This window comes from Enterocloster sp. OA13 (genome assembly GCF_022440595.1).
GTDB classification, from domain to species: domain Bacteria; phylum Bacillota; class Clostridia; order Lachnospirales; family Lachnospiraceae; genus Enterocloster; species Enterocloster hominis.
Map to the genome: position 1 here is coordinate 5,391,299 of NZ_JAKNTF010000001.1, position 21,524 is coordinate 5,412,822.

Genomic DNA, 21,524 nt, shown 5'->3' on the forward strand with positions numbered 1-21,524 from the left:
TTCATGTTTTTATTACCCTTATTCACCAAAGGAGTCATTTTAATGAATAATTACGATAGTATTGAAAAAATGTTGGAAATGCCTTGCTATTTAATCGACATTCTCCCAGAAAAAGTTGCAGTTGATTATGGCAGCCGGTATTTTCCTATCGACAAGTATTGGAGAAAGCATAAAAACCTTAAAATATTTGCCGCAAAAATCACGAATATATTGTTGAAACTGAATTGTTATTATGATTTTGATATTGGCCGTAAAGATAAGTGGAAAAAGAATCCTATCCCGGCAAAATTGGCAAAGTCCATTAATAAATATATATTGGATTATAAAGGTTGTATTTATATATTTGTTGGAACCCAAAAGACTATGATACTGATTAATGGTGGTGACTCGTATATCAGTGTCTACAATCCAGACGAGAAAATGAAGGATATCATTATACAGCTCGCAAAATCAGAGGGACTTTTTTTCCATATCGCTAACACATGCGATTAACAAAATTAAAGATTATCCGTCTCTCTCTGTACTTACTATATGAATCTTCCATCTTTCTGTTTCCGTTCACTTATATAGTTGTTTTATATTTGACAACCACTATATATTGTGGTAATATGCTAATGTAATTGATTTTTGTGACTGGCATATTGCCACACACGTTGTTTAAGTTGGAATGAAGTGTCAAGAAATACCATCTTTAAGGATGGCATTTTTTTGGCACTTTTTTTATTCCCAAAAAAGAAAGGAGAAATGAACTATGAACACACCAGTAATCGTCACCACTCTTGGAAGGGTCACTGCAGACCTGGAGCTGAAAACCAGCCAGAACGGAAAAAACACAAAATTCGTTCAGTTTGGTTTTGCCGTCAGCAGGGGATTCGGAGAAAACTCCCATCCAAACTTCTACAACTGCCTTCTCTTTGGAGATGCGGCACAGCGTATGATTGATGCCGGAGTCAAAAAAGGAAGCCTGTTGTTCATTACCGGAGAACAGGAGCTTGAAGAATTTGCAAGGCGTGACGGCACCCCCGGCTGGAATGCAAAGATTACACTGCTTTCCTGGTCCTATGTGCCTATCAACCGGCCAAAGGATGAAGAATCATCTGAAAGCGGAGATCACGGCGAATCCGGCGATGGTTTCGTACCAACCCAGAACTGTGGTGAGAATGGACTGCCGTTTAACTAAATGTTAGCGGCCAAAAGAGGAATTGCAACGGGAGTAAAGTCCCAGGCAATTCCTCTTTTTTATTTTATTAGGAAAGGAAGGAAACGCAAATGAAATCATCCATATTTAACAAAAGTCTGAAAGTATTAATCATTGTCCTGTTGCTGCTCACCGTGGTTTTCAACCGAAAGCTTTCCCAGCAGCTTATGCTGGCAGCTATCCTGATCTGGATAATCCTGGCCGTCGGCGTATTTTTCGGCCCCAGGATATACTCCCTTATCAAAAAGGCAGCTACACAGTGGCAGGAAGCGAAGCAGGAAGTATCTACTGCCGCCCCCGGTCCGACAGTGACAGCGGAGGAGACACTTTCCCCATTGCCCAAGGCCGTACCGGAACCTGACAGCAAACGAATGCTTCAGCATATAAGCCTGAGAATTACCGAAAAAATAAAATCCGCATACCCGGATGCCACCTGGCGTTGGGACGGAAGCCCTAACCTGACAGATATCCTGGATGGTAAAACCTTCCGCATCATGACGGACGATATGGCTCAATTTACTCATGCTGATGTCCATTTTGACCGGTATGCCCGGATCCGGATCGTTCCTCTTATTATTGGGGAATTTGCGGAAGCAGCAAATACGGAGACAGAACCGGATGCAGAAGTGGCGCCGGAACCGCCTGTGGTGGATGTTATCTCCTGGTACGACTTAATCGGCCGTAAAATCCTTGAGGACATCATCACGGACTTAAATGCCAACGGCCACAGCAGGCTTTCCATTAAGGAAAACGGTGACATCGTTATCACCCGTAACAAAAAAGAAGTGTTGAAAGGTACTTTAGATCAGTTCCCGCCAAAGAATTACTGGAATGAATTCTTGCAGCTTCTAACGGAATATGAACTGAACGGTAAAGTAGAAAAGGACCGTATTATCGTGTCCTGGACATAAAGAAAGGATGATGAAAAACCATGGCAAAGACACCATTATACCAGACTTGGAGCTGGAAGCGTTCCCTGCCGGAACCCTTTGATACTGAAGAACCGGTCAGCACGACTATTTACAGCAGATACTGTATGACACCCACAAAGAAATCCACCCTACATTCCGCTTCTCTGAGTGCAATCCTGGCTTATATGGAGATGGATACGTCCGTCACTCCAGGAAGTACCTCTGAAAGCGCCTTTGGAACCCAGGGCGAAAAACTGATTTCTGAATATCAGAGCCGCACCGGTGAAATCCATGCCGTTGTCTTCAATAAGACAAACCGTAAATTCACTGCCGGGCGCTTCGATATTGCAGATCCGTCTTCTAATGCAAAGGTATACAGTATAAAAGACAGCGGGAATACCGGGACGGCACTTTTCTTTACCCTGATTCCCCTGGCAATGGAGGATGATGAGTTTAAAGAGCAGTATGATGCGTTAGCCACCTGCAAAGATGCAGGTTATCCGGATATGGAAAAGGCGGATGAAGCGGCCTATGTTCTCTGCGACAATTTGTATCGCCGCATAGAAAATGCAGACAGCCTCGGAAACGATGGTATCAAGATTTCCATTCCCAATACTGGGAACGTACAGCAGCTGACGCCTTTGAACTTAAACAAAGGGACTTATTCCCCCACCAGCGTCCTGTTCGGAAACTTCCGCATCTTTAAGCCTGGTGCAAAGGCAGCCGCGTCTGTTTCCATCGACAAAAACCATTTCTGCGGGCAATATTCTTTTTCCAACCGCGTTTTTTCCCAGAAAGAACAATTATTGATTCCAAAACTGGAGGACTGGTATATTATCCCTCCGGAAGCGGACAGCATTTGTAAACATGCAAAAATGACTACCAGCGGCACACAGCCCATGCGGAATTTTCTGCTGCGCGGGCCTGCCGGAACCGGAAAGACCGAGGCAGCCAAGGCCATAGCAGCCGGCTTGGGGCTTCCTTACCTGTTCTACACCTGTTCCGCCAATACGGAAATCTTTGACTTGCTCGGCCAGATGCTTCCGGATACGGAAGGCACGGCTTTAGCTGAGTCCGGTGAGTTACCTTCCCTTATGGATATTCAGATGGATCCCCCCAGCGCTTACTATAAGCTGACAGGACAATATGAGGATTCCATCACAGAGGAAGAGGTCTATGACAAGCTCATTGAGATTATCGGACTGCAGGCGAAGCAGAGTGAGGACGGGAAGCCGCAGGGAGGGCAGCATTTCCGGTATGTGGAAACGCCGCTCATCCAGGCAATCCGCAATGGATACGTCCTGGAGATACAGGAGCCGACCGTCATTGCTAACCCAGGCGTTTTAGTTGGCTTAAATGGCTTGTTGGATCGTTGTGCCAGCGTGGTTCTTCCGACAGGAGAAACTGTAAAGCGTCACCCGGATACGGTGATCATTGTCACCACGAACATCAATTATGCTGGATGCCGTGACTTAAACCAGTCCATTATTTCCAGAATGAATCTGGTAATTGATATGGATGCGCCGGACACGGACACTCTGGTCAGCCGCGTCGTAAACATTACCGGCTGTACAGACACCAGCACCGTTGTGGAGATGGCAAAGACCGTCCAGGAGATTAACGAACACTGCAGGGAAACTATGATTAATGATGGCAGCTGCGGCGTCCGGGAACTGATTTCCTGGGTACAGTCCTACATGGTCTGCGGCAGCGTCTTAGAATCAGCAGACTATACAGTCCTGTCTTCAGCCTCTAGTGATCCGGAAAACAGAGCGGAGATTTACTCCACATGCCTGGAAGGAAAATTTGCAGCATAGGAGGTGAAAATAAATGAATCTTATTACAGAAGTAGAAATGACACAACACTTTTCCCAGAATCTGAAGCTGCTGCGGAACGGACGGACACCGCCGATTTCCCAGCAGCAGCTTGCCAACAGGCTCCATGTGGACAGGGGACTAATCGCAAAGTATGAAAGCGGGCTGCTACTGCCGTCCGCCTGCCTTGCGTTTAATATAGCCCGTTATTTTAAAATTCCCATGGAGAGTCTTCTGGCAGAAAGTATCAGGGGAGCCAAAAAGGAGGGATCATATTGAGAACATCACACCGTGCAATCAGAAAACTGATTCAGGAAGAAAAATCAAAGATAACGGATGAGCAGCTCTTTAGCTCTAATCAGTTTGCAGCCTACATGACCGATATTGTGGAAGCGGCAACGAAACGCTATCGGAGAAAAAGCAAAGTAAGGCTGCACTGGGATAGTTCAGAACAGGCCGATGTGGCCTGGACCGATAACCGCATCATCCAGATTAACGCCGGGAACTCTCTTACCCGCAGTTTTCCTACCAGAACGCTGCGGGCAGACAGTATCCTCGGCTTAGCGGGCCATGAGGCAGGCCATATCCTGTTTACGGACTTTACCATGCTTCAGGTTTATACGCAGGCACTTTCTGCAGGTAAATTTTATCCCAAGGAACCGGAAGGATTACCCCCGCTTCAGGATGCAAGTCTGCAGAAAATGAAAGAGTGCTTTGAGGACAAGGACGCCGGCGCAATTAAGGCAGTAAGCCTGGTCGCACACAGCCTGGTAAATATCATGGAAGATTTATATATAGAAGCGTGCATGATGGAAGCATTCCCCGGTTCCTTTAAGACAGGAATTCTGTTAAACAATCTGCGGTTTGCGGAGGACATTCCCCCCGTAACAGAACAGATAGCCAAGGGGAACCATGATGTCTTTATCATCGTAAACCTGCTGATCCAATATGCCAAAACCGGGGACGTGAATAATACTGACGGATACAAAGGAAAATATCTGGATGCGCTGTATGAATGTGTCCCGCTTTTAGATGAGGCGGCTTATGAAGATGACGCCAAGGCCCGTTATGGGGCTGCCAACCGGATGCTGATTCTGCTTTGGCCTTATATGCAGTCCTTGATTGAGCAGGCCAGAGAGGATGAGGAAAACGGAACGGACAACATGGGGACCGCCGCACAGGAACAGCTTGCTGATTCTGATGGTCTTCCGAATGGAAGCGGCACTCCGGCTCCGTCAAAAAAGAAATTCAAGCACACATCCGCCCCAGATGATGAAGACCGGGAAGCGGTTCAAAAAGTGCTGGACTATGAAACCGGACGTATGGAGCTTGAAAAAACAGAGGAGATTAATGAAGGCGACAGCGGCGGTATTTCCTATGACCGTGATTTTGCCGGTTCCGGATATGTCTCTCAGGCTGCCGAAGACATCCAGCGGATGCTGACACAGCTTGCTGAGGATTCCGCTTATGTCCGGTATGAAGAGGAGCTGTCAGAAGAACTGCAGAATGAGGCGTCCAGGATTATCTACGGAAATATACACAGGGGATTTCATGTCCATGTGAACCGTATGAGCTATGTCCCGGATAGTTATCGTATAGAATATCAAAAGGTTTTTCCTGCCCTGCAGCCCATTTCCAAGCGGCTTCAAAAGCAAGTGGCACAGATTTTAAAAGATGCCAAAGCCGGTGGAAAGCTGGACGGTTTGCCTTTTGGCAGACGAATCAATGCCCGGAACGTTGTCCGGAATGACGGAAAGATCTTTTACAAGATGAAACTGCCCAATGACCAGGGTGATATAGCGGTTTGCCTTCTCATTGACGAGAGCGGCTCTATGGGCTGCGACGACCGCATTACAAAGGCCAGGGCAGCCGCAATCATCATTCATGATTTCTGTAAAAACTTAGAAATTCCTATTGCCATATATGGTCATACGGAAGATGAGGATGTCGAGGTCTATTCCTATGCTGAATATGATTCCATTGATGGCAAGGATGCATACCGCATAATGGATATGAGTTCCAGATGCTGTAACCGTGACGGCGCCGCCCTGCGCTTTTCAGCAGAGCGCCTCATGGAACGGCCGGAGGAGATTAAACTGTTAATCCTGATTTCAGATGGGCAGCCCTCCGGGGATGGATATCATGGTACCGCGGCGGAAGCGGATCTTCGCGGTATCAAACAGGAATATTCCCGGAAAGGAATCCGGCTGTTTTCTGCCGCTATTGGAGAAGACAAGCCAAATATTAGACGGATTTATGGGGACGGATTCCTGGATATCTCAAACATCAACAAACTGCCTGTGAATCTTGGGAACCTGATTATCCAGTACATTAAGCAGAAGCATGCCGCTTGAGAAGGCGCAGAATGGAGGAATACATGAGTGAATACATATCAAACCAGATTGCAGTCTATAAAAACAATAAAGTCTTAGTGGAATTCCGGGACAAGCTGAAAGTGGCGTCCATTGCGAATTATGCTCATCTCCATGCAGACGGGGAGCCAACCGACGGTGACTATAAACGGACCTCCTTAATCGGGATTTTATTAAAGGATTACTCAAAAGGTACCGGTGACAAAGCTGTAACGGTCACGGTTAACATTTCGCCAGATGAAGCGCGTTTCCTGTTCAGCCGGCTCAAGGCAGGATTTTCTGTAATTGAATTTAAGCAGGATAAAATTTTCGGTCAGCCGGGTGCTGATGGTTACTCCCAGGCCACAAAATTGACTATTTCACGGGCCTTGAAGGAGCCGAATGGCACAGACAGAAAAATCCCCTGGCGAATTGAGGCCAATAATGGTAAAGGGATTGCTGTAAAAAACGCAAATGGCGGAACATACATGAAACCCAATTCCTATGTAAGCGCTGCAAAAGCAAGCGCTTCTTTAGGGGATCTGGACATGTTCAAACTTTTAGGAAGAACCGATGCCTATATTGATGCGTGGGAAAAAGCCGTTGGCCCATCCCTCATTACGCAGGCGAAAAAGGCCATTCAGAAAAATCAGGAAGAACAGCAGAATGCTGCATAGTAACTTTAGAAGGGAATACCAGCGGGTGTTCCCTTTTTATGCTCAAAAACGGTGTCTTGAATACAGACACAGAAATGGAGGCGTTATGAGTTCAGGAATCATCCGCCGGATTGACCCTCTCGGACGGATTGTCCTCCCAAAGGAAATCCGCCGGACTCTCCACATTGAAGATGGAGATCCGCTAGAGATTAGCTTGTCCGGCAAGAGAATTATATTGGACCGTTATTTTCCCCTTACTGGGTTAAAAGAACAGTCAGAAGCATTTTTAAAGGTTTTCTCAAAGGAACTGAGTGTAGCAGCTGCTGTCTGCAGCCTGGATACCGTCATCTTCTATCGTGGCTTCAGTCTCTCCGGGGACAATGAACTGTCAGTGGAGATGCGTTCCTTAATCAGGAGCCAGTCGGTTTATCAGTATAATGCTCAAAACCCAGTTTATCTGACCGTTTCAACGGCCTGTCCTGTAAATGCATCATTCTCTATTGGAACTCCGGCGAAACCGGTCGGTGCCTTGGTCCTGATTCGGGATAAGAACAATGATGCTACGGATAACCAGTTGGATACTGCTAAATTTATAGCAAAAGCATTGACAGAATTAACAAGAGAATGACTGGAAAGAAAGGAGCACATCAATGAAAAAACTACACGAACTTACCCCCTGTCAGAAGGAATTTGCTGCAGAGCATATCAACCTTGTATATAGCTTTCTGCACAAAAAGGAGCTTTCTATGGATGAGTATTATGACGTCGTGATCTTCGGCTACCTGACCGCTGTGCAGGAATACGATGAAAATCCACAGCTCTCCAGATACAAATTTTCTACCATCGCCTGGAGGCAGATGACATACAGCCTTTATAATCACTACACGTATTTGAATCGTCCGAAGCGTAAAGCCATTACGGTAAGCTTTCATTCACAGGAGGAGCTTTCTCTGGATGAATTATTACCAAACCGGAAGAAAAATCTGCAGGATACAGTTTCTGACCGGTATCGTGCGTTGGAACTGATGTCCTATCTGACCAGCAAAGAACAGGAAGTGGTGCTGCTGAAAGCAAGCGGCTATACCTACACGGAAATTGCGGAAAAATGCGGTCTGACACCCGATGCGGTGGGAAGCCGTTTTACCCGTTTAAGACACCGGTTAAACCAGCTTTTATCAGCATAACAATACAAGAAAAAAGGAGCGTACTATCATGACATATGAAGATTTCAAAAACAAATTGGCCGAAACTCTGAGCAAAAAAATGGGCGATCAGTGTATTATTCTGATTGCTCCGGAAGGGAATGATCCCCAGGGTGAGGACATCCTGCACATTATTCACAAAGCGAGCGGAGTTTCCCAGTGTTGCAGGATTTCTTTTGCTTACAAGCAGGCCAATGTTATTCCAATGGATATCCTTACAGAAGCAATGAGACACAGCTTTTTAATCATACTGCAGACAGAACTTCCTCTTGATGAGAGTCAGATTATCTACCGTCCGGTAAACAGAAATACGTTTGGCGGGCCATTGGAGACCCTGCCTCATCTGCCATTTTATGATATGGAAATTCTTTTTTACACGGCTATAGAGCTGAGCGATCATGTTTCCTGTCATTTGATTATTGATAATGACCTAATGAAAAAAAATCATCTCACACTGGAAAAACTTACTGACTTGGCGAAACAAAATACCTTTCGGTTATACCCATCCGAACTCAGGGAACTGGGAGATTATTACCTGCAATCACTGTTGAAGGATCCAAATACAGACAAGCAGGAATTGCTTTCCGTCCTTTTTACAAAGATTATGATGGATGAGACAGCGCCCAGGGACTATCAGAAACAGTATGTTCTTACCTGTGATACCGCAGACTATGGTGGTGCCGCAATATTAAATTCTACTTTGCTCCAGGAGTTCGCGGACAAGCTTAATCGGGATCTCTTAATCCTTCCCGTTTCGTCCAGCGGATTTGTCATCTGGCCAAAGGATGAACATATCAGCATTCCTGCTTTAAAGGTATTTGTACGCAATTTTCTGAAAGATAGTGAATCAGATTTCTTGACGGAACAAATTTTCTACTATGATCGCAAATTGCAGGAATTAGAAGCATTGTAATAAAAAGGAGGTTCCATGAAAGAGACATTAATTCAATTTTCTAATCGTATCTACGGATACCATATTTCAGAGGAACTCGACAGGCTTCGGAACGATTTCTGCCCATCCTCCGGACACTTTTACTGTGCAGTTTCCTGCCCTATTTATCAAAATTATGTATTGAAGGGGGAATCCTGCAACAGTGCATTAGACAAATACCCGGAAGAATGCAAAGTCATAATAAACAACGCAAGGAGGGGTAAACATGTTACAGAAAATGAAAAAGAAATGGCATTCTGCCCCTAAAAATCCGCTTCCTACTAAAGGTCATTATTACCTGACAGGATATTTATCTGCCCCTGTTTTGGTGGGAAGGCCGGCGCAGTATTACTATAACGGAAAAACAATCCGGACATCTTTAGTACAGCAGATTCTGGAAGCTTCAGAGGATTTTGTCACTTTTGAAACCCTGAACTCCATCTACACAATCAGCTATGTCCGGGTACCAGCAGAAGGCTATGCCCTTTCTGCATAACATCCTCTACATATACAACAGATGCAGGGCCGTGTGTAAAAAACGCGGCCCTTTAGGGAGGACTGTCAATGAATAAAACTACTGTAGGTGAAAATACCAGTACGGAAAAATTGCTCACAGATAAACTGCTTACTTTAAAAAGGAACCGGGATCAGGTTCCTCTTAAAGTATTAAAGACCAAATACAAAAAAGGGTACCTGCAGCTTTGCTCGGAGCTGAAGACATTGACTGAGGATTATTTAAACTCTGTTGTCTGCAAAAATCTCCGTTTTCGTAAAGATCTGTTTCCGGAGGCAGAAAAACTTATCCGGATTGCCATTACAGATTCCGGATTATTAAAGGAGTGCTCCAGAGCCGTCTTTCAAAAACAGGATTTTAAGGAACTCCATCGTTTAGCGGAACAATTGAGGGAAACTGCGTTAAATGCGCTGCAGCCCTTCTATGAGCAGCACACCTGCCTTTATATACGGCCGGACTGCCTAAAGGAGCCTTATCCGCCACCAGATATCTATAATGAAGCAACCGGATATTTTTATATTGACGGCAAATGGACGGAAATGCCTGAAACGCCCGGGGATATTTTATTATCTATACACGATAAAGAAAAGCCACAGCAAACTGGCAATGCAAAGGAACGGAAGGAGATAACCTATGGCGAATGTCTGCTTTGATTCAGTAGTTTTCTACACGGGCAAAAATAATAATCTTGATTCTATAAGACAGATGGCAGAAGCTCTGAGACACTGTTACCCTGTCATTAATTCACACACCAAAACCGGGATGGAAATACTCCTAAACTACCTTGGACTTTCTGTTCAGAATTATAACCTGCGTGGAAGTATAATCAGAATTGATATCATGGAGGATCATATCCGCTTGGATATAGAAGCAGCATGGTCTCCCTTGTATGGCGCCTATCAGGCACTTTCTCATCATTATAATCTGCCATTTGTACTTTTGGCAGAAGAACCATCATTCGACATCTTTATTAACACCGATGTATGCGGAATCTATTTTGATACCCGCTACCGGGTTCTGCTTGATCTGGAGGAAGACGCCGCCGGCACACCTTATGAAACTTTATTCAAAGGACAGGAGGATTCAGACATATACTTTTCTTCTGAAAAAGAACTGCTATCCTGGTTTGCCGAATACGGCTTTCAAGCAGCCAATCTGGAGGCCCTGGAATGTCTGCTGGATGATAATTATGTGCGAATTAGTACCTTTGATATCTCTTACGACTGAGAGATTTCAACCAAATATGAAAGGAGATTTTTAATGAAAGCAATCTACCAGAATAAAATTTTTGACATTTCTTCCGTTTCTGAACCTGATGAACATAATAATTTCATCCTGCTTCTGTCATCGGAGACTGAGGAGGTGAAAGTAACAGCCATTGCGTATCAATATTATGAATATGAATTTCAACCATTGCTGTTCAGCCCCCAGCCGATGTCAGAATATACCAAACTGTCATTAATACAGAAATTTGACGAATGGTATGGAGACACCGATCAGGATACCACAGACTGGGCTTTAGAGTTCCAGATTGTTGTCCGCATGATTCTGCGCGGCTATCTGGTTATCAATCCCGCTTATCTGGAAATTGAAGAGGTATACTCCGATCTGGTGAATACCCTTAGTACACAGCACTGTTTTAAAGTGCTATCAGCATAGGAGGAGATACAGATGGATTGGATTATTCATTATATTATTGATCAGCCGGGACCATTCCCTTATCTTTGTAATGCCCATACTCACGGAATGGAAAATTATGAGCATCTGGATTTCCAGATGGTTCTCAATCTTCCGCCGGAACATATTGCATATCTTCTGAATACCTTGGGAAAACGTGTACAGAATGGCGAAGTGTTCCATGATGGCGATATGGTCTCCGGTATATATGAGGACTGTGAAATCTGCCTAAAGAAATTTCGTGAGACAGGACGGGATGTACTTCGATTAATCATCCCGGATAAATACAACCGTTTCCCAGAGGATGAGAGATGTATGGCTCCATATAAATATCAGGAATTATCAATGTTCGAGTAATGAATGAAAAAGCTGTCTGTCACAGGCAGCTTTTTTTAAGTATTTCAGTTCTCCCCGGTACTTTTTATAGGGAAGTGAAAAACCGAAACTACGGTTTTAAAGCTGACTAACCGAAAACACCATGTTATAATAGAGAGGAGACCTGTATCAACTTATGCAGAACACACAGAAGACAATCAAAGAACTGAATCTGGAGGATGATTTTTTATTCGCCAAGGTGATGAGCGACAGGGAAATTTGTCGTCAGGTACTGGAAAAGATACTGAATGTTCCAATTACAGAAATCGTATTACCCACTACCCAGCGAACAATCGACATTCTATTTGAGGGTAAAGGGATAAAACTCGATGTATATGTAAATGATGGTAACGGAACGGTTTATAATGTGGAAATGCAGCGTGGTAAAAAAAGAGAGCTTCCCAAACGTTCAAGATATTACCAGGGCAGCCTTGATTTAGACTTGATTTCTGCAGGTGAACCTTATCACTCATTGCGGAAAACCTTTATCATCTTTATCTGTACCTTTGATCCATTTAAAGATAAACGGCATCTATATACCTTTGAAAATATTTGCAGGGAAAATACCGCCATTCTTTTAGGTGATGAAACCTCTAAAATTTTCTTAAATACCAAAGGTGCCAGGGACGACATTGATAATGACATGAAGGAATTTCTTACTTATATAGAAAATACTACCGATGCATATGCTGCGCAGGCCAGCAGCTCGTTAGTGAAGAAAATCCACCACAAGGTAACTGAAGTAAAGCAGAGCAAAGAAATGGAGGTCGAGTATATGACGCTGTTACAAAGGGATAGAGAAAATATCGAAATGGGCCGCGAGGAGGGGGCTATGCAGGCTGCAAAGATTATCAGACTCCACAGCAAGGGATATAACCTTGAGGATATTGCTGCCTCTCTTAATTTAGATTTTTCTTATGTGAAAGACATTATTGACAATTATGAAAAGGACGAATAAATACAGACTATTAAGGAAGGGACACAATGGATAAAATTCTGACATTCGATTGTTATGGAACGTTATTCGATACAAAGCCATTATATGATTACATAGGAAGCATCGCTTCAGCAAATAACATTTCCCCGGAAAAAGCCAAAGCGGTATTCATTAATTATGAAGACCGGCTCATGTACGGGGAAAATTATATCCCATATGACATGCTGCTGGAAGGAATATTGGAATATTGTGACATGCAGTTTTCGACGGATTCATTTTGTAGAGAGTTGGAAAATGTAATACAAATACACGCGGATTTCTCCCCATTTTTTGATGTTTTAGAAACTTTTAGTTTTCTAAAGGCAAAAGGTTATTCTATCTATATTATGTCAAACACAAATCATATGATTATGGATAATCATATAAAAAAACTGGAGGGCCTGCCAGACGGAGTAATCCTGTCGGAAGAAACACACTGTTACAAACCTCAACTTGATTTCTTCAAAAAAACTTATGATATATTGGATCTGGGGAATAAGGCTCACTGCCACATTGCAAAAGGCTTTTGGTGGGATATTGTTCCATGTTCAAAGCTAAAGTGGAATAAAATATGGGTAAATAGAGACGGGATCAGGGGAAACGAACGCTATATGCCGTACCAAGAGATATTGTCTTTAAATGAACTGACTAAGATATTATAAATTATTTCAAAAACGCCGGCAGAATACTTCCACATAAGTGAATGTATCCTGTCGGCGTATTGTATCATTTTCATTCAACCAGATATCCTGCCGGATATCATATAGCCTGGTTTAAGCAGCGTTATTCTCTTTCCATTTTTATTTCCACGATTTTTACATTTCGATCAAACCTTCCCATCAGCTTATGCGTCTCTATGACTTGATAGGCATATTCAATACAATTAAACACCGCCTCACAATTTCTTTCCTGCATAAGATAATTGGCATCAAGATTTTCGATCAGTTCTATATATAGTTTCTGATTCCCATAGTCTATTTGTGCAGATATTCCATATAAGGGAGGTTTGACAAATAAATAATAGCCTGCTAATTCAAAACGTTTTCCATTATCAATTTCATATTGTACCCACTCGGCATCCACTTGATTACTTGACAGCATCTGTAAGAATGACTGCTCCTCCAGAACCGTTGCCTTACACAATTCATCACCTATTTTAAGTTTCATATATTCGACCATTATCCATCCTCCATTACAGAATTATAAAATATCTATAGCTGTCAGGCAACCTGTTTTTCCAGTTCAAATCTCAAGATGCCGATTCTCCACTACTTCTGCCTTACTTCCAACCCATCCAGCTTCAGTCCAGGCAAGCCCACCAGATACCATTCATCGCTCATCTCTACCCTTGCCGGGATCCAGCCTCCGTTCAGATGAAATTCAAACACCTCGCCGCAGTGGATTCCATCATAATCTTTTCTAATTCCGTCTTCTTCATAAAAAAAGTTATACCGGCCGCTCTCGGGATCGTAAAATAGTGTTCCCTGTTTCATAGATAAGTACCTCCATTTTTATTTTTTAAGTACCTCCAAACAGCTATTTACTTGAATTATTTTCAGCCTTTTTTACCAACCGATAAAAAGAGTCTTTTTTTAATCCCAGATGCTTCATTGCTTTTACCGCAGTCACTTCGCCGGATTTCCATTTAGGGTACCATTCATCCCAGTTCTTAGGGAACTGAACTTTCGGCCGCCCCATATGAACCCCTCGTCCATGTGCCGCTACAATCCCATCCCTCTGAAGCCTTTTTTTCTCCACTCGTTCATTATGGGCAACATAAGCCAAAACAGCCAGAACAATGTCCGCAATCAATGTCCCCAGTAAATCCTTGGCCTGGGATGTATCAAGGATTGGCATGTCCATTACTTTGATATCCATTTTCCGCTCTTTTGTGATGTACCTCCATTCTTCATGGATTTCCTCATAATTCCTTCCAAATCGATGCAGCTCATCAACAAGCAGCTTATCTCCCGGCCGCATGATAATATCAACCAGATTGCGATACACCTTACGCTGGAAACTGCCTCCGCTTTCCTTTTCTACATAAATATTGCGCTCATCAATTCCTTCCCTTTTAAAATCCTCCAACTGCCGGTCCAAATGCTGATCCTTGGAGGATACCCTGGCATATCCGAAAAGCATGAACCCACTTCCTTTCATTTTGTCGCTAAAGGTAGGCCTCTTTTTTGCGATATCGCAAAACTTAAATCCCCACCTTTAGCGACGTATATTTACATCAAATTCATCTGGTTTTTCTATATCGCTAAAGGTATACCTTTAGCGATATATATCTATACGGTTAGCTCGGGTAAATGCCAACAACTTTACAGCCGAAACTTATTAATGCAGATAATCAGAGTCTGGCACAGCTCCTGATACAGGTCTTCATCGAACACACCAAAATCCAGTGCGTTCTTAACTAACAGCGGCCGGAACATCTGATAAATCTCCTCTATCGCTTCCTTATCCCCCATCTTGGCCCGGCTCAAAACAATTTCAAATTCATTCATATTTTCTTCCCTCCAGTTCCTTTCGTATTTTGCGGATAATATAGTAGTAGGCCATTTCTGCCTGCTTTTCCGTAATCCCCAACTCCCGGCCAATGGCTGCGAATTCCTTCTCCTGGAAAACACGGGCAATCAGGATATCCTGATCCCGCTTTTTCAGTCCCAGAATTGATTTGATTAACTTTGTTTCATCCAGCGCCTTCACCAGTTCATCCACATCCGATACAGCATCGTAACTCCATGGGGAACGTTCAATCAGATACCGGTGATATTCCTCCTGAAAATCCGTGCAGCTTTTCAGCAGCATATCGGGACTTCCATTTTCATATTCTTTAATCCTCCTCTTCTTATCCATATAATTTATCCGTTTGTGCTTTACTGCAGACATCAGGTAAGCCGTAAAACGGTTCTGTACACTGCTTTCATTTCCTGTATTTTCTCTCATGTCATCCTCCTGATCTGGTTTTTTGTTTTCAAGTGTCCAAATCAAGAGGGGAGGTCCCCGGCACCAGTGTTCACCAGGCAGCACAGGGAGTACAAAAAAAGCACCAACAGCCAGAAACAAGCTATTGATGCTTTCATATTTATATATGGAATATTTTTTCTTGTTATACGGGAACGATAGTTCCTTACGGAATACGGGGATTACTTTTACTTTTGCATGAATTTTTTTGACCGCTTTTTGATTTTATGTATACTCAAAAACTGTTCTTTAATCAGAAAAAGTATAATATCCTCGGCTTCCTTACGGACAGCCTGGGAATCAGCATGGAAAAAGACCTGAATCGGCTGCCGTTTTTTTTGAGCCGCTCAGGTTCTATTTGTATAAGAATAATCGTTCTAGTTTTATACGAACAACTATGACATATCTATATTTTGACTAGAACGATAGAATGATATTGAGGTGAATGATTATGCAGGCAATCGATTTATGCACTATACTGGGTCAACGGTTACGGGCGGCACGCACAGCATGCCATTTAACACAGGAGCAGCTGGCAACAAAATCTCACGTATCTTCCCGTGAAATCAGTAAAATAGAAAACGGAAAGATGAACCCATCGTTTGAAATACTGTATGCTTTAATTAGTGCTATGAATATTTCTTCCGAGGCTCTGTTTTCTCCAAAACCATCAGAGAGTGATCCTTTGTTTCAGCAGCTGACTGTTTACTATCAGAACTGTCCCGAGGAAAAACGGGAGCTTTTGATAAAAACCTTGCAATTCGTAGTAGAAAATCTGCTATATGACTGAAAATCTTGGATACATAAAAATCCATCTGGAATCATACAAATCTTGTGGTAAACCAGCAGATTAATCATATCTGCTGGTCTTTATCCAATATATAGCTGATAATTTTATATTCACTCTATATATAGTATAGATTGAACAATAAAGGAATTATAACGAATAATCCTATGAAATACTTATGATATGTCTATGAGTCTTCTATGAAAAACATTATATTCCTGGTGATTTTCACACTTTAACCTACATCTTCATACTTGTATGTCTGGAATATATGCCCCGTATAGTTGGCCCCTCATACAGTGAAATCATGGTCTCTGTTTTAAATTCATACTGTTTTTCCTCCCTCTTCTCCCTTGTCGCTCAGGTTGTTTCCTTAGGCGTTCAGAATTTCCTATATTCTATCCAATTCATCCTGTTTTTCCTATGTGATTTTCCGAGAATATAGTTGGAAAATTCCGACCTTATTAAATTTCATATTCAAAACCACATAAAAACTATTATAGGCAAGCAGAAAATTACAGATAATCTTTAGCAAAAATAAAAGAACAGCATTGAATATTTCTGTGATATTCAATACTGTTCCATATCATTAACTATGGCCTATCTTGGCAAGTTGACAGAAGACATCTGTTATTACAATGTCAAAAACTATTTTAACTTATAGAATACATCATGTCCGAAGCATATCCCGACATATTGGTTGGCGCTGGGCCAGTCGGGAAATTGGATACCGATTTTCCCGGAGCGCAGAACGGTCGTAACTGCAAACTTCAGTTACGGCTATTCTTGTACCCTCTTTTGTATAGACTAAAATGCCAATTTCATCATGGATATTCACCTGTTCGAAACAAGCGGGCTATCTATATTTGTCACTTACAATTATTTTTGATTGATTGCATCCAGAGCTGCCTGCGCGGTTTCTGCGGCCTCCTTGAGGGCATCGGCTGCCGGAACATTTTCAATTTCCACTTTATCTGCTGCAATGGCCAGAGCATCAAATATTTTTCCGCCGGTAGGATCAATGGGATCCGGGGACGCATGCATGGCCTGAGATAAAGGAACAAGAGCATGGGGATTTTCAGCGGTATAGGACTGATATTCCGGGATATCCAATGTGGTTTCACGGACTGGTATATAACCGGTTGCCATGGACCATCTTGCCTGCTGGGATGCATCTGCAAAATATTTCATAAACTGGTATGCGCCGTCCTTTGTTTTATCTTTTTCTGTTTCCACCATCACCATCTGTAACACTCTGGCAACCGGCGCTGAGGGATTATCCCCGAACCCAGGCTGTTCCATCGCACCCACCTTAGTAAAATTCAAATCGGCCTGATCGCCGGAGGAACCGGTATACCCTCCCGCTTTGTCCTGAAGTACGTCATCCATGGTATCATACCAATATTCCCAGCCCTGGCCCCCATAGTGTATTGCCATGGTCTTATCCTCATGAATCCATCTGCGGGCTGCTTCCCATGTTTCAACCCATGGTTCCGTATTGATGAGCACAGTGCGGCCGTCATCACTGATCATGGCACCGCCGTTGCTGAGGGCCATATCAATCAGATTGTCTTCTCCCCACATAGGTTCCCATCCATTAGCGCCCGTATTTTGTTGGATAAGGGCTGAGACTTTTGCTAAATCTTCCCAGGTCTTAATCGTATCAGGCTGGATACCTGCCTTTTCAAACAAATCCCTGTTATAGTACATAACCTGAGTGGTTCCATAAGCCGGCATGGCATACAGGATGCCATCGTCACCAAGGCATTGGCGATAGAATACAGGAATCAAATCTTCTTTATTAAAGGAGGAGTCCTGTTCTATATATTGGTCCAAAGGCGCTAACAGCTCCTTCTTTGCAAGGTTTCTGGTTTTATCAGAATCCAGAAGTGCAATATCAGCAGCATTTTTCCCTGCGATTCCAGCCTGCAGCTTGGTGTATGTCTCATCATAATCAGCTTGCTGAACCCCGACTACCGTATACTCGGATTGGGACTGATTGAAATCCGCTATGATGTCCTCCATGACTCCTGCTGCGGTCTTACCGCCGGAATACCAGAATGTAACCTGGACTTTGCCATCGGCTGTAACGGTATCATCAGGCGCTTTCCCTCCACAGCCTGTCAAAAGAGAAAGGCTGACTGCCAGTAAAACGGCAACGCTTGTTCCTGTCCGGAAAGCTTTTTTGAATATTGATGTCTGGCAATGATTGATTAAAGGGCGTTTTAGCTTCATTTTATGTTCCTCCTGTTTTGTGATTTATGATTGAATTGTTTTCATTAACCTTTACAGCCAAAGTCAGTAATGCCCTGAACAATCAGGCGCCAAGTACCGGCAAATAAAATCAGTAACGGCACGACAGTTACCGTGCCTGCTGCCATTACCAGGGACCACTGGGTCCCATAGGCACCTCCCTCATAGAGAAAACGCCGTAGTCCCTGTGATACCAGGCTCAGCTCCGGAGAATCGGTTATCAGAGACGGCCACATATAACTATTATAGGTATTAATAAAAGAAAGAAGAATAAATGTGACAAAGGAGGGCCGGGTCATAGGAACAATGATTCTTGTAAGAATCATGAGATGGCCGGCTCCGTCCATCCGGGCCGCCTCCATGGTCTCCGAAGGAACTCCTGCGAATGCCTGGTGAAGCAGGAAGATACCGAACACACTGACACCATTGGAAAGAATAAGCCCCCCATAGCTGTCTAAAAGTCCTAACCTGGACAGTATCATATAGCATGGAATATAAGTTACAGCGGTAGGCACCATATAAGTGAACAGTACCAGCCGAAATAGAATATTCTTTCCTTTCGCCTTCATAAAAGTCACGGCATATGTAAAAAGAGCGCAGCATATGACCTGGATTATCACAACACTGACTGCTACCAGCAGGCTGTTAGCCAGATAGCGCGGAATTGGAGAGTGAAATAAAATCTCGCTGTAATTTTGGTATTGTGGATCTGATGGAAGGAAGGTATCCACCGCCATAACCTCTTCTTTTGTTTTAAGGGAGCTGACAGCCATCCATAAGAAGGGAAAAGCAGTAAAGCAGCATGCACCTCCTAATATAAGATGGACAACACTGGACCGGACGATATGAAGGGTACGAGGGGTATGCTTCATAATAGTACCTCCTTGCTTTTTAATTTAATCTGGAGCAAAGCCAGGCTTAAACCAATGACCATAAGGATGACTACCGCTGCTGCCGCCCGTCCCATGTCAAATTGTTCAAATCCCATCTGATAATATAGATATAGCAGTGTCCGGGTGCTTCCTGCGGGACCGCCCTGAGTCAGGATTTGTATCTGGTCATAGGCGCGCAGGGAATCTGCTGTCATAATAATTCCTGTCACTAAAATAGCCGGCCGTAAAAGAGGCAAAGTAATATGTAGGAAGCGCTGCATACTTCCTGCACCATCAGCAGACGCAGCTTCATGAAGTTCTGATGGTATCCGGGACAACGCTCCTGTAAAAAGAAGCATGACATATCCCAGATTCTTCCAGACAGTCACCAAAGCTACGCTGGCTAACGCTGTATTAGAACTGTGGAGCCAGGCAGATCCCGGAAGTCCAAGCAGTTGCAAAAGCTGATTTGCCAATCCAGAGTCCGGTTCAAATATCCAGGTCCACACAATCGATACAGCCACGGCTGGTGTTATCCATGGAGAAAAAATAATAAGAGAGTAAATCGTGTGCTTTCCCGCAGACCATATAAGGACTGCCAGAAGAAGCCCCAGAACTAAGACAGGAATCACAGTCTCCAGTGCAAACAAAAGTGTGTGTGTAAGTGCATCCCAAAAAGCCTTATCTTTTATAAGGGAAGTATAATTAGCCAATCCTGTTACATGAAATCCTGCAGTCATGTAATCCCAGTCCGTAAAGCTAATCCCAATGGATTCCACGATAGGAAGCAGCCAGAACAGAATTAAAAACATAAAAGCAGGTGTTACAAATGCTATGAATGTGAATTCAGACTTCCACTTCTTACTGCAATGAGAATCCTTCATAATCTACCACTCCCATATCTGCACATTTTTGTTCAATAATATTCTTTTTATCGTATATTTGAACACGAAAAATAGTAGCACAGATACCAGGATATGTCAATAGGATTGTTCAAAATAATTATAATATTTACAAAAGTGAACATTGGATTGCTTAGATCTTGTGAAAGGAAAAAGAAAATAGAAATGGAATGAAAAATGATAACTGGGGTCTTGCCGGAATTTGTACAGTTACACTTTTATTTTACAAATTCCGGACGATATTAAAACATATACATTCCTTGCCCACGGAGATACACAGAGTCTTATATGCACAAAACAGTATCATAAGGCATGGAAGTCTCGCTAAAAATTAGCTACTCGCTGTTTACCGAAAAGCTGATTTAACAATCTTATTAAATTCAGCCGTACACTATTTTTATAGTAAATCAGCCAGCATTTTTCCATAAAAATAGTCATGCACCATTTTATCAAACTCTGCCCATAAGGGAAGGGTCTTACATATGGAGGCCCTGCTGCAAGGCTCGGCATCCTTAGAAAGACATGCAACGGTAGCAAGCGAGCCTTCCATTAAATCCAATATCTCGCCTACTGGATATTCTTCCGGCTTACGGCAAAGCTTATACCCGCCGCCGCGACCTCCAAGACCGAGCAGCATCTTTCCTTTGACAAGTTCTTTCACAATGATCTCCAGGTATTTTTTAGAGATTCCCTGCCGGTCCGCCACTTCTTTCAAAGGAATATATCCTTCGCCACCATGTTCCGCCAGATCTATCATGACACGAAGAGCATAGCGTCCTTTTGTTGAAATCATACCATGCACCGTCCTTTCTGTGATTTATGCCTATTATACCGCAGGGTGAATAGGTAAATCAATGATATTCAAAAAATTTCCAAATTGCCTATTGACATAGTAGGTGATTGGTGATACTATAAGCGCATCAGTTTTGAGCTGATCATCAGGAAAGGAGGCGAAAGCAATGACCGGATTATATACCCTCAAAGTTAATACTGTCATGTGTTGTCGAATGCAAAACTCCCGGGCATTTTATATGGCTGGGGTGCGGTTATGCGCAGATTGCAGCATAGCTGGCTGCCTCGATACAATGCTTGATTGATCTGTCAGCATATCGTATGCCATTTGCCCGGGAGCTT

27 protein-coding genes are annotated in these 21,524 nt (G+C 43.2%); 18 read left to right on the forward strand and 9 right to left on the reverse strand.

Features of this window, described 5'->3' with window-relative positions; genetic code table 11:
• Positions 1–42: 42 nt before the first annotated feature.
• The 17 genes from MCJ35_RS23955 to MCJ35_RS24035 all read left to right on the forward strand — a co-directional run bounded on the left by MCJ35_RS23955 (position 43) and on the right by MCJ35_RS24035 (position 13,268).
• Complete coding sequence (locus MCJ35_RS23955) at positions 43–492, forward strand: hypothetical protein (RefSeq protein WP_025484901.1); 450 nt, start codon at positions 43–45, stop codon at positions 490–492.
• Positions 493–751: 259 nt separating this feature from the next.
• Positions 752–1,180, forward strand: a complete 429-nt coding sequence (locus MCJ35_RS23960) for a single-stranded DNA-binding protein (RefSeq protein ID WP_025484900.1) — start codon at positions 752–754, stop codon at positions 1,178–1,180.
• An 89-nt stretch (positions 1,181–1,269) separates the two neighbouring features.
• Complete coding sequence (locus MCJ35_RS23965; RefSeq protein ID WP_025484899.1) at positions 1,270–2,109, forward strand: hypothetical protein; 840 nt, start codon at positions 1,270–1,272, stop codon at positions 2,107–2,109.
• Positions 2,110–2,129: 20 nt separating this feature from the next.
• On the forward strand, positions 2,130–3,926 hold the full coding sequence (locus MCJ35_RS23970) for an AAA family ATPase (RefSeq protein ID WP_025484898.1): 1,797 nt from the start codon (positions 2,130–2,132) through the stop codon (positions 3,924–3,926).
• A gap of 13 nt (positions 3,927–3,939) precedes the next feature.
• Positions 3,940–4,203: a helix-turn-helix transcriptional regulator gene (locus tag MCJ35_RS23975; RefSeq protein ID WP_025484896.1), complete on the forward strand. Its 264-nt coding sequence runs from the start codon at positions 3,940–3,942 to the stop codon at positions 4,201–4,203.
• Complete coding sequence (locus MCJ35_RS23980; protein ID WP_240299676.1) at positions 4,200–6,278, forward strand: nitric oxide reductase activation protein NorD; 2,079 nt, start codon at positions 4,200–4,202, stop codon at positions 6,276–6,278. The genes MCJ35_RS23975 and MCJ35_RS23980 overlap by 4 nt, the downstream gene beginning before the upstream one ends.
• 23 nt (positions 6,279–6,301) lie before the next feature.
• Positions 6,302–6,952 (forward strand): hypothetical protein, encoded by a 651-nt coding sequence (locus MCJ35_RS23985; protein ID WP_155858446.1) that lies wholly within the window; start codon positions 6,302–6,304, stop codon positions 6,950–6,952.
• An 85-nt stretch (positions 6,953–7,037) separates the two neighbouring features.
• The gene (locus MCJ35_RS23990; protein WP_162158535.1) at positions 7,038–7,559 is read left to right on the forward strand and encodes an AbrB/MazE/SpoVT family DNA-binding domain-containing protein; all 522 of its coding nucleotides are present in this window, start codon (positions 7,038–7,040) and stop codon (positions 7,557–7,559) included.
• Between the two features lie 22 nt (positions 7,560–7,581).
• The gene (locus MCJ35_RS23995) at positions 7,582–8,115 is read left to right on the forward strand and encodes a sigma-70 family RNA polymerase sigma factor (protein ID WP_025484893.1); all 534 of its coding nucleotides are present in this window, start codon (positions 7,582–7,584) and stop codon (positions 8,113–8,115) included.
• 28 nt (positions 8,116–8,143) lie between these two features.
• The gene (locus MCJ35_RS24000) at positions 8,144–9,046 is read left to right on the forward strand and encodes a DUF5688 family protein (RefSeq protein WP_025484892.1); all 903 of its coding nucleotides are present in this window, start codon (positions 8,144–8,146) and stop codon (positions 9,044–9,046) included.
• 15 nt (positions 9,047–9,061) lie between these two features.
• Complete coding sequence (locus tag MCJ35_RS24005) at positions 9,062–9,331, forward strand: hypothetical protein (RefSeq protein WP_155858445.1); 270 nt, start codon at positions 9,062–9,064, stop codon at positions 9,329–9,331.
• A gap of 297 nt (positions 9,332–9,628) precedes the next feature.
• Positions 9,629–10,231: a hypothetical protein gene (locus MCJ35_RS24010; RefSeq protein ID WP_025484890.1), complete on the forward strand. Its 603-nt coding sequence runs from the start codon at positions 9,629–9,631 to the stop codon at positions 10,229–10,231.
• Positions 10,212–10,805 (forward strand): hypothetical protein, encoded by a 594-nt coding sequence (locus tag MCJ35_RS24015; protein ID WP_025484889.1) that lies wholly within the window; start codon positions 10,212–10,214, stop codon positions 10,803–10,805. Before MCJ35_RS24010 ends, MCJ35_RS24015 begins: the two co-directional genes overlap by 20 nt.
• A gap of 33 nt (positions 10,806–10,838) precedes the next feature.
• Complete coding sequence (locus MCJ35_RS24020; RefSeq protein WP_025484887.1) at positions 10,839–11,237, forward strand: hypothetical protein; 399 nt, start codon at positions 10,839–10,841, stop codon at positions 11,235–11,237.
• Positions 11,238–11,249: 12 nt separating this feature from the next.
• Positions 11,250–11,612 carry a DUF4262 domain-containing protein gene (locus MCJ35_RS24025; RefSeq protein ID WP_025484886.1) on the forward strand — a complete coding sequence of 121 codons (363 nt, stop codon included), beginning with the start codon at positions 11,250–11,252 and terminating at the stop codon, positions 11,610–11,612.
• Between the two features lie 154 nt (positions 11,613–11,766).
• Positions 11,767–12,588, forward strand: a complete 822-nt coding sequence (locus MCJ35_RS24030) for an Rpn family recombination-promoting nuclease/putative transposase (RefSeq protein ID WP_034577261.1) — start codon at positions 11,767–11,769, stop codon at positions 12,586–12,588.
• Between the two features lie 26 nt (positions 12,589–12,614).
• Complete coding sequence (locus MCJ35_RS24035; protein ID WP_025484884.1) at positions 12,615–13,268, forward strand: HAD family hydrolase; 654 nt, start codon at positions 12,615–12,617, stop codon at positions 13,266–13,268.
• A 121-nt stretch (positions 13,269–13,389) separates the two neighbouring features.
• Here MCJ35_RS24035 and MCJ35_RS24040 read toward each other — a convergent pair whose 3' ends face one another.
• The 5 genes from MCJ35_RS24040 to MCJ35_RS24060 form a co-directional block, all read right to left on the reverse strand.
• On the reverse strand, positions 13,390–13,785 hold the full coding sequence (locus MCJ35_RS24040; RefSeq protein ID WP_025484883.1) for a hypothetical protein: 396 nt from the start codon (positions 13,783–13,785) through the stop codon (positions 13,390–13,392).
• Between the two features lie 89 nt (positions 13,786–13,874).
• Positions 13,875–14,099: a DUF5348 domain-containing protein gene (locus MCJ35_RS24045; protein ID WP_025484882.1), complete on the reverse strand. Its 225-nt coding sequence runs from the start codon at positions 14,097–14,099 to the stop codon at positions 13,875–13,877.
• 43 nt (positions 14,100–14,142) lie between these two features.
• Positions 14,143–14,748: a recombinase family protein gene (locus tag MCJ35_RS24050; protein WP_051400630.1), complete on the reverse strand. Its 606-nt coding sequence runs from the start codon at positions 14,746–14,748 to the stop codon at positions 14,143–14,145.
• A 182-nt stretch (positions 14,749–14,930) separates the two neighbouring features.
• Complete coding sequence (locus MCJ35_RS24055) at positions 14,931–15,116, reverse strand: helix-turn-helix domain-containing protein (RefSeq protein ID WP_025484880.1); 186 nt, start codon at positions 15,114–15,116, stop codon at positions 14,931–14,933.
• Complete coding sequence (locus MCJ35_RS24060) at positions 15,109–15,558, reverse strand: RNA polymerase sigma factor (protein ID WP_025484879.1); 450 nt, start codon at positions 15,556–15,558, stop codon at positions 15,109–15,111. Before MCJ35_RS24060 ends, MCJ35_RS24055 begins: the two co-directional genes overlap by 8 nt.
• A gap of 469 nt (positions 15,559–16,027) precedes the next feature.
• Here MCJ35_RS24060 and MCJ35_RS24065 point away from each other — a divergent pair, with 469 nt between their 5' ends.
• Complete coding sequence (locus MCJ35_RS24065; RefSeq protein WP_025484878.1) at positions 16,028–16,366, forward strand: helix-turn-helix domain-containing protein; 339 nt, start codon at positions 16,028–16,030, stop codon at positions 16,364–16,366.
• An 876-nt stretch (positions 16,367–17,242) separates the two neighbouring features.
• Here the strand turns inward: MCJ35_RS24065 and MCJ35_RS24070 are convergent.
• The 4 genes from MCJ35_RS24070 to MCJ35_RS24085 all read right to left on the reverse strand — a co-directional run bounded on the left by MCJ35_RS24070 (position 17,243) and on the right by MCJ35_RS24085 (position 21,183).
• Positions 17,243–18,598 carry an ABC transporter substrate-binding protein gene (locus MCJ35_RS24070; RefSeq protein ID WP_025484877.1) on the reverse strand — a complete coding sequence of 452 codons (1,356 nt, stop codon included), beginning with the start codon at positions 18,596–18,598 and terminating at the stop codon, positions 17,243–17,245.
• Between the two features lie 44 nt (positions 18,599–18,642).
• The gene (locus tag MCJ35_RS24075) at positions 18,643–19,488 is read right to left on the reverse strand and encodes a carbohydrate ABC transporter permease (RefSeq protein ID WP_025484876.1); all 846 of its coding nucleotides are present in this window, start codon (positions 19,486–19,488) and stop codon (positions 18,643–18,645) included.
• Positions 19,485–20,228: a carbohydrate ABC transporter permease gene (locus tag MCJ35_RS24080; protein WP_353656087.1), complete on the reverse strand. Its 744-nt coding sequence runs from the start codon at positions 20,226–20,228 to the stop codon at positions 19,485–19,487. Before MCJ35_RS24080 ends, MCJ35_RS24075 begins: the two co-directional genes overlap by 4 nt.
• A gap of 559 nt (positions 20,229–20,787) precedes the next feature.
• Positions 20,788–21,183, reverse strand: coding sequence for an RrF2 family transcriptional regulator (locus tag MCJ35_RS24085; RefSeq protein WP_025484873.1), 396 nt, complete (start codon positions 21,181–21,183; stop codon positions 20,788–20,790).
• Positions 21,184–21,524 lie beyond the last annotated feature (341 nt).

Coding starts and splice junctions, on each gene's coding strand:
- MCJ35_RS23955 (WP_025484901.1), top strand. CDS start 43: ATGAATAATTACGATAGTATTGAAAAAATGTTGGAAATGCCTTGCTAT.
- MCJ35_RS23960 (WP_025484900.1), top strand. CDS start 752: ATGAACACACCAGTAATCGTCACCACTCTTGGAAGGGTCACTGCAGAC.
- MCJ35_RS23965 (WP_025484899.1), top strand. CDS start 1,270: ATGAAATCATCCATATTTAACAAAAGTCTGAAAGTATTAATCATTGTC.
- MCJ35_RS23970 (WP_025484898.1), top strand. CDS start 2,130: ATGGCAAAGACACCATTATACCAGACTTGGAGCTGGAAGCGTTCCCTG.
- MCJ35_RS23975 (WP_025484896.1), top strand. CDS start 3,940: ATGAATCTTATTACAGAAGTAGAAATGACACAACACTTTTCCCAGAAT.
- MCJ35_RS23985 (WP_155858446.1), top strand. CDS start 6,302: ATGAGTGAATACATATCAAACCAGATTGCAGTCTATAAAAACAATAAA.
- MCJ35_RS23990 (WP_162158535.1), top strand. CDS start 7,038: ATGAGTTCAGGAATCATCCGCCGGATTGACCCTCTCGGACGGATTGTC.
- MCJ35_RS23995 (WP_025484893.1), top strand. CDS start 7,582: ATGAAAAAACTACACGAACTTACCCCCTGTCAGAAGGAATTTGCTGCA.
- MCJ35_RS24000 (WP_025484892.1), top strand. CDS start 8,144: ATGACATATGAAGATTTCAAAAACAAATTGGCCGAAACTCTGAGCAAA.
- MCJ35_RS24005 (WP_155858445.1), top strand. CDS start 9,062: ATGAAAGAGACATTAATTCAATTTTCTAATCGTATCTACGGATACCAT.
- MCJ35_RS24010 (WP_025484890.1), top strand. CDS start 9,629: ATGAATAAAACTACTGTAGGTGAAAATACCAGTACGGAAAAATTGCTC.
- MCJ35_RS24015 (WP_025484889.1), top strand. CDS start 10,212: ATGGCGAATGTCTGCTTTGATTCAGTAGTTTTCTACACGGGCAAAAAT.
- MCJ35_RS24020 (WP_025484887.1), top strand. CDS start 10,839: ATGAAAGCAATCTACCAGAATAAAATTTTTGACATTTCTTCCGTTTCT.
- MCJ35_RS24025 (WP_025484886.1), top strand. CDS start 11,250: ATGGATTGGATTATTCATTATATTATTGATCAGCCGGGACCATTCCCT.
- MCJ35_RS24030 (WP_034577261.1), top strand. CDS start 11,767: ATGCAGAACACACAGAAGACAATCAAAGAACTGAATCTGGAGGATGAT.
- MCJ35_RS24035 (WP_025484884.1), top strand. CDS start 12,615: ATGGATAAAATTCTGACATTCGATTGTTATGGAACGTTATTCGATACA.
- MCJ35_RS24040 (WP_025484883.1), bottom strand. CDS start 13,785: ATGGTCGAATATATGAAACTTAAAATAGGTGATGAATTGTGTAAGGCA.
- MCJ35_RS24045 (WP_025484882.1), bottom strand. CDS start 14,099: ATGAAACAGGGAACACTATTTTACGATCCCGAGAGCGGCCGGTATAAC.
- MCJ35_RS24050 (WP_051400630.1), bottom strand. CDS start 14,748: ATGCTTTTCGGATATGCCAGGGTATCCTCCAAGGATCAGCATTTGGAC.
- MCJ35_RS24055 (WP_025484880.1), bottom strand. CDS start 15,116: ATGAATGAATTTGAAATTGTTTTGAGCCGGGCCAAGATGGGGGATAAG.
- MCJ35_RS24060 (WP_025484879.1), bottom strand. CDS start 15,558: ATGAGAGAAAATACAGGAAATGAAAGCAGTGTACAGAACCGTTTTACG.
- MCJ35_RS24065 (WP_025484878.1), top strand. CDS start 16,028: ATGCAGGCAATCGATTTATGCACTATACTGGGTCAACGGTTACGGGCG.
- MCJ35_RS24070 (WP_025484877.1), bottom strand. CDS start 18,598: ATGAAGCTAAAACGCCCTTTAATCAATCATTGCCAGACATCAATATTC.
- MCJ35_RS24075 (WP_025484876.1), bottom strand. CDS start 19,488: ATGAAGCATACCCCTCGTACCCTTCATATCGTCCGGTCCAGTGTTGTC.
- MCJ35_RS24080 (WP_353656087.1), bottom strand. CDS start 20,228: ATGACTGCAGGATTTCATGTAACAGGATTGGCTAATTATACTTCCCTT.
- MCJ35_RS24085 (WP_025484873.1), bottom strand. CDS start 21,183: ATGATTTCAACAAAAGGACGCTATGCTCTTCGTGTCATGATAGATCTG.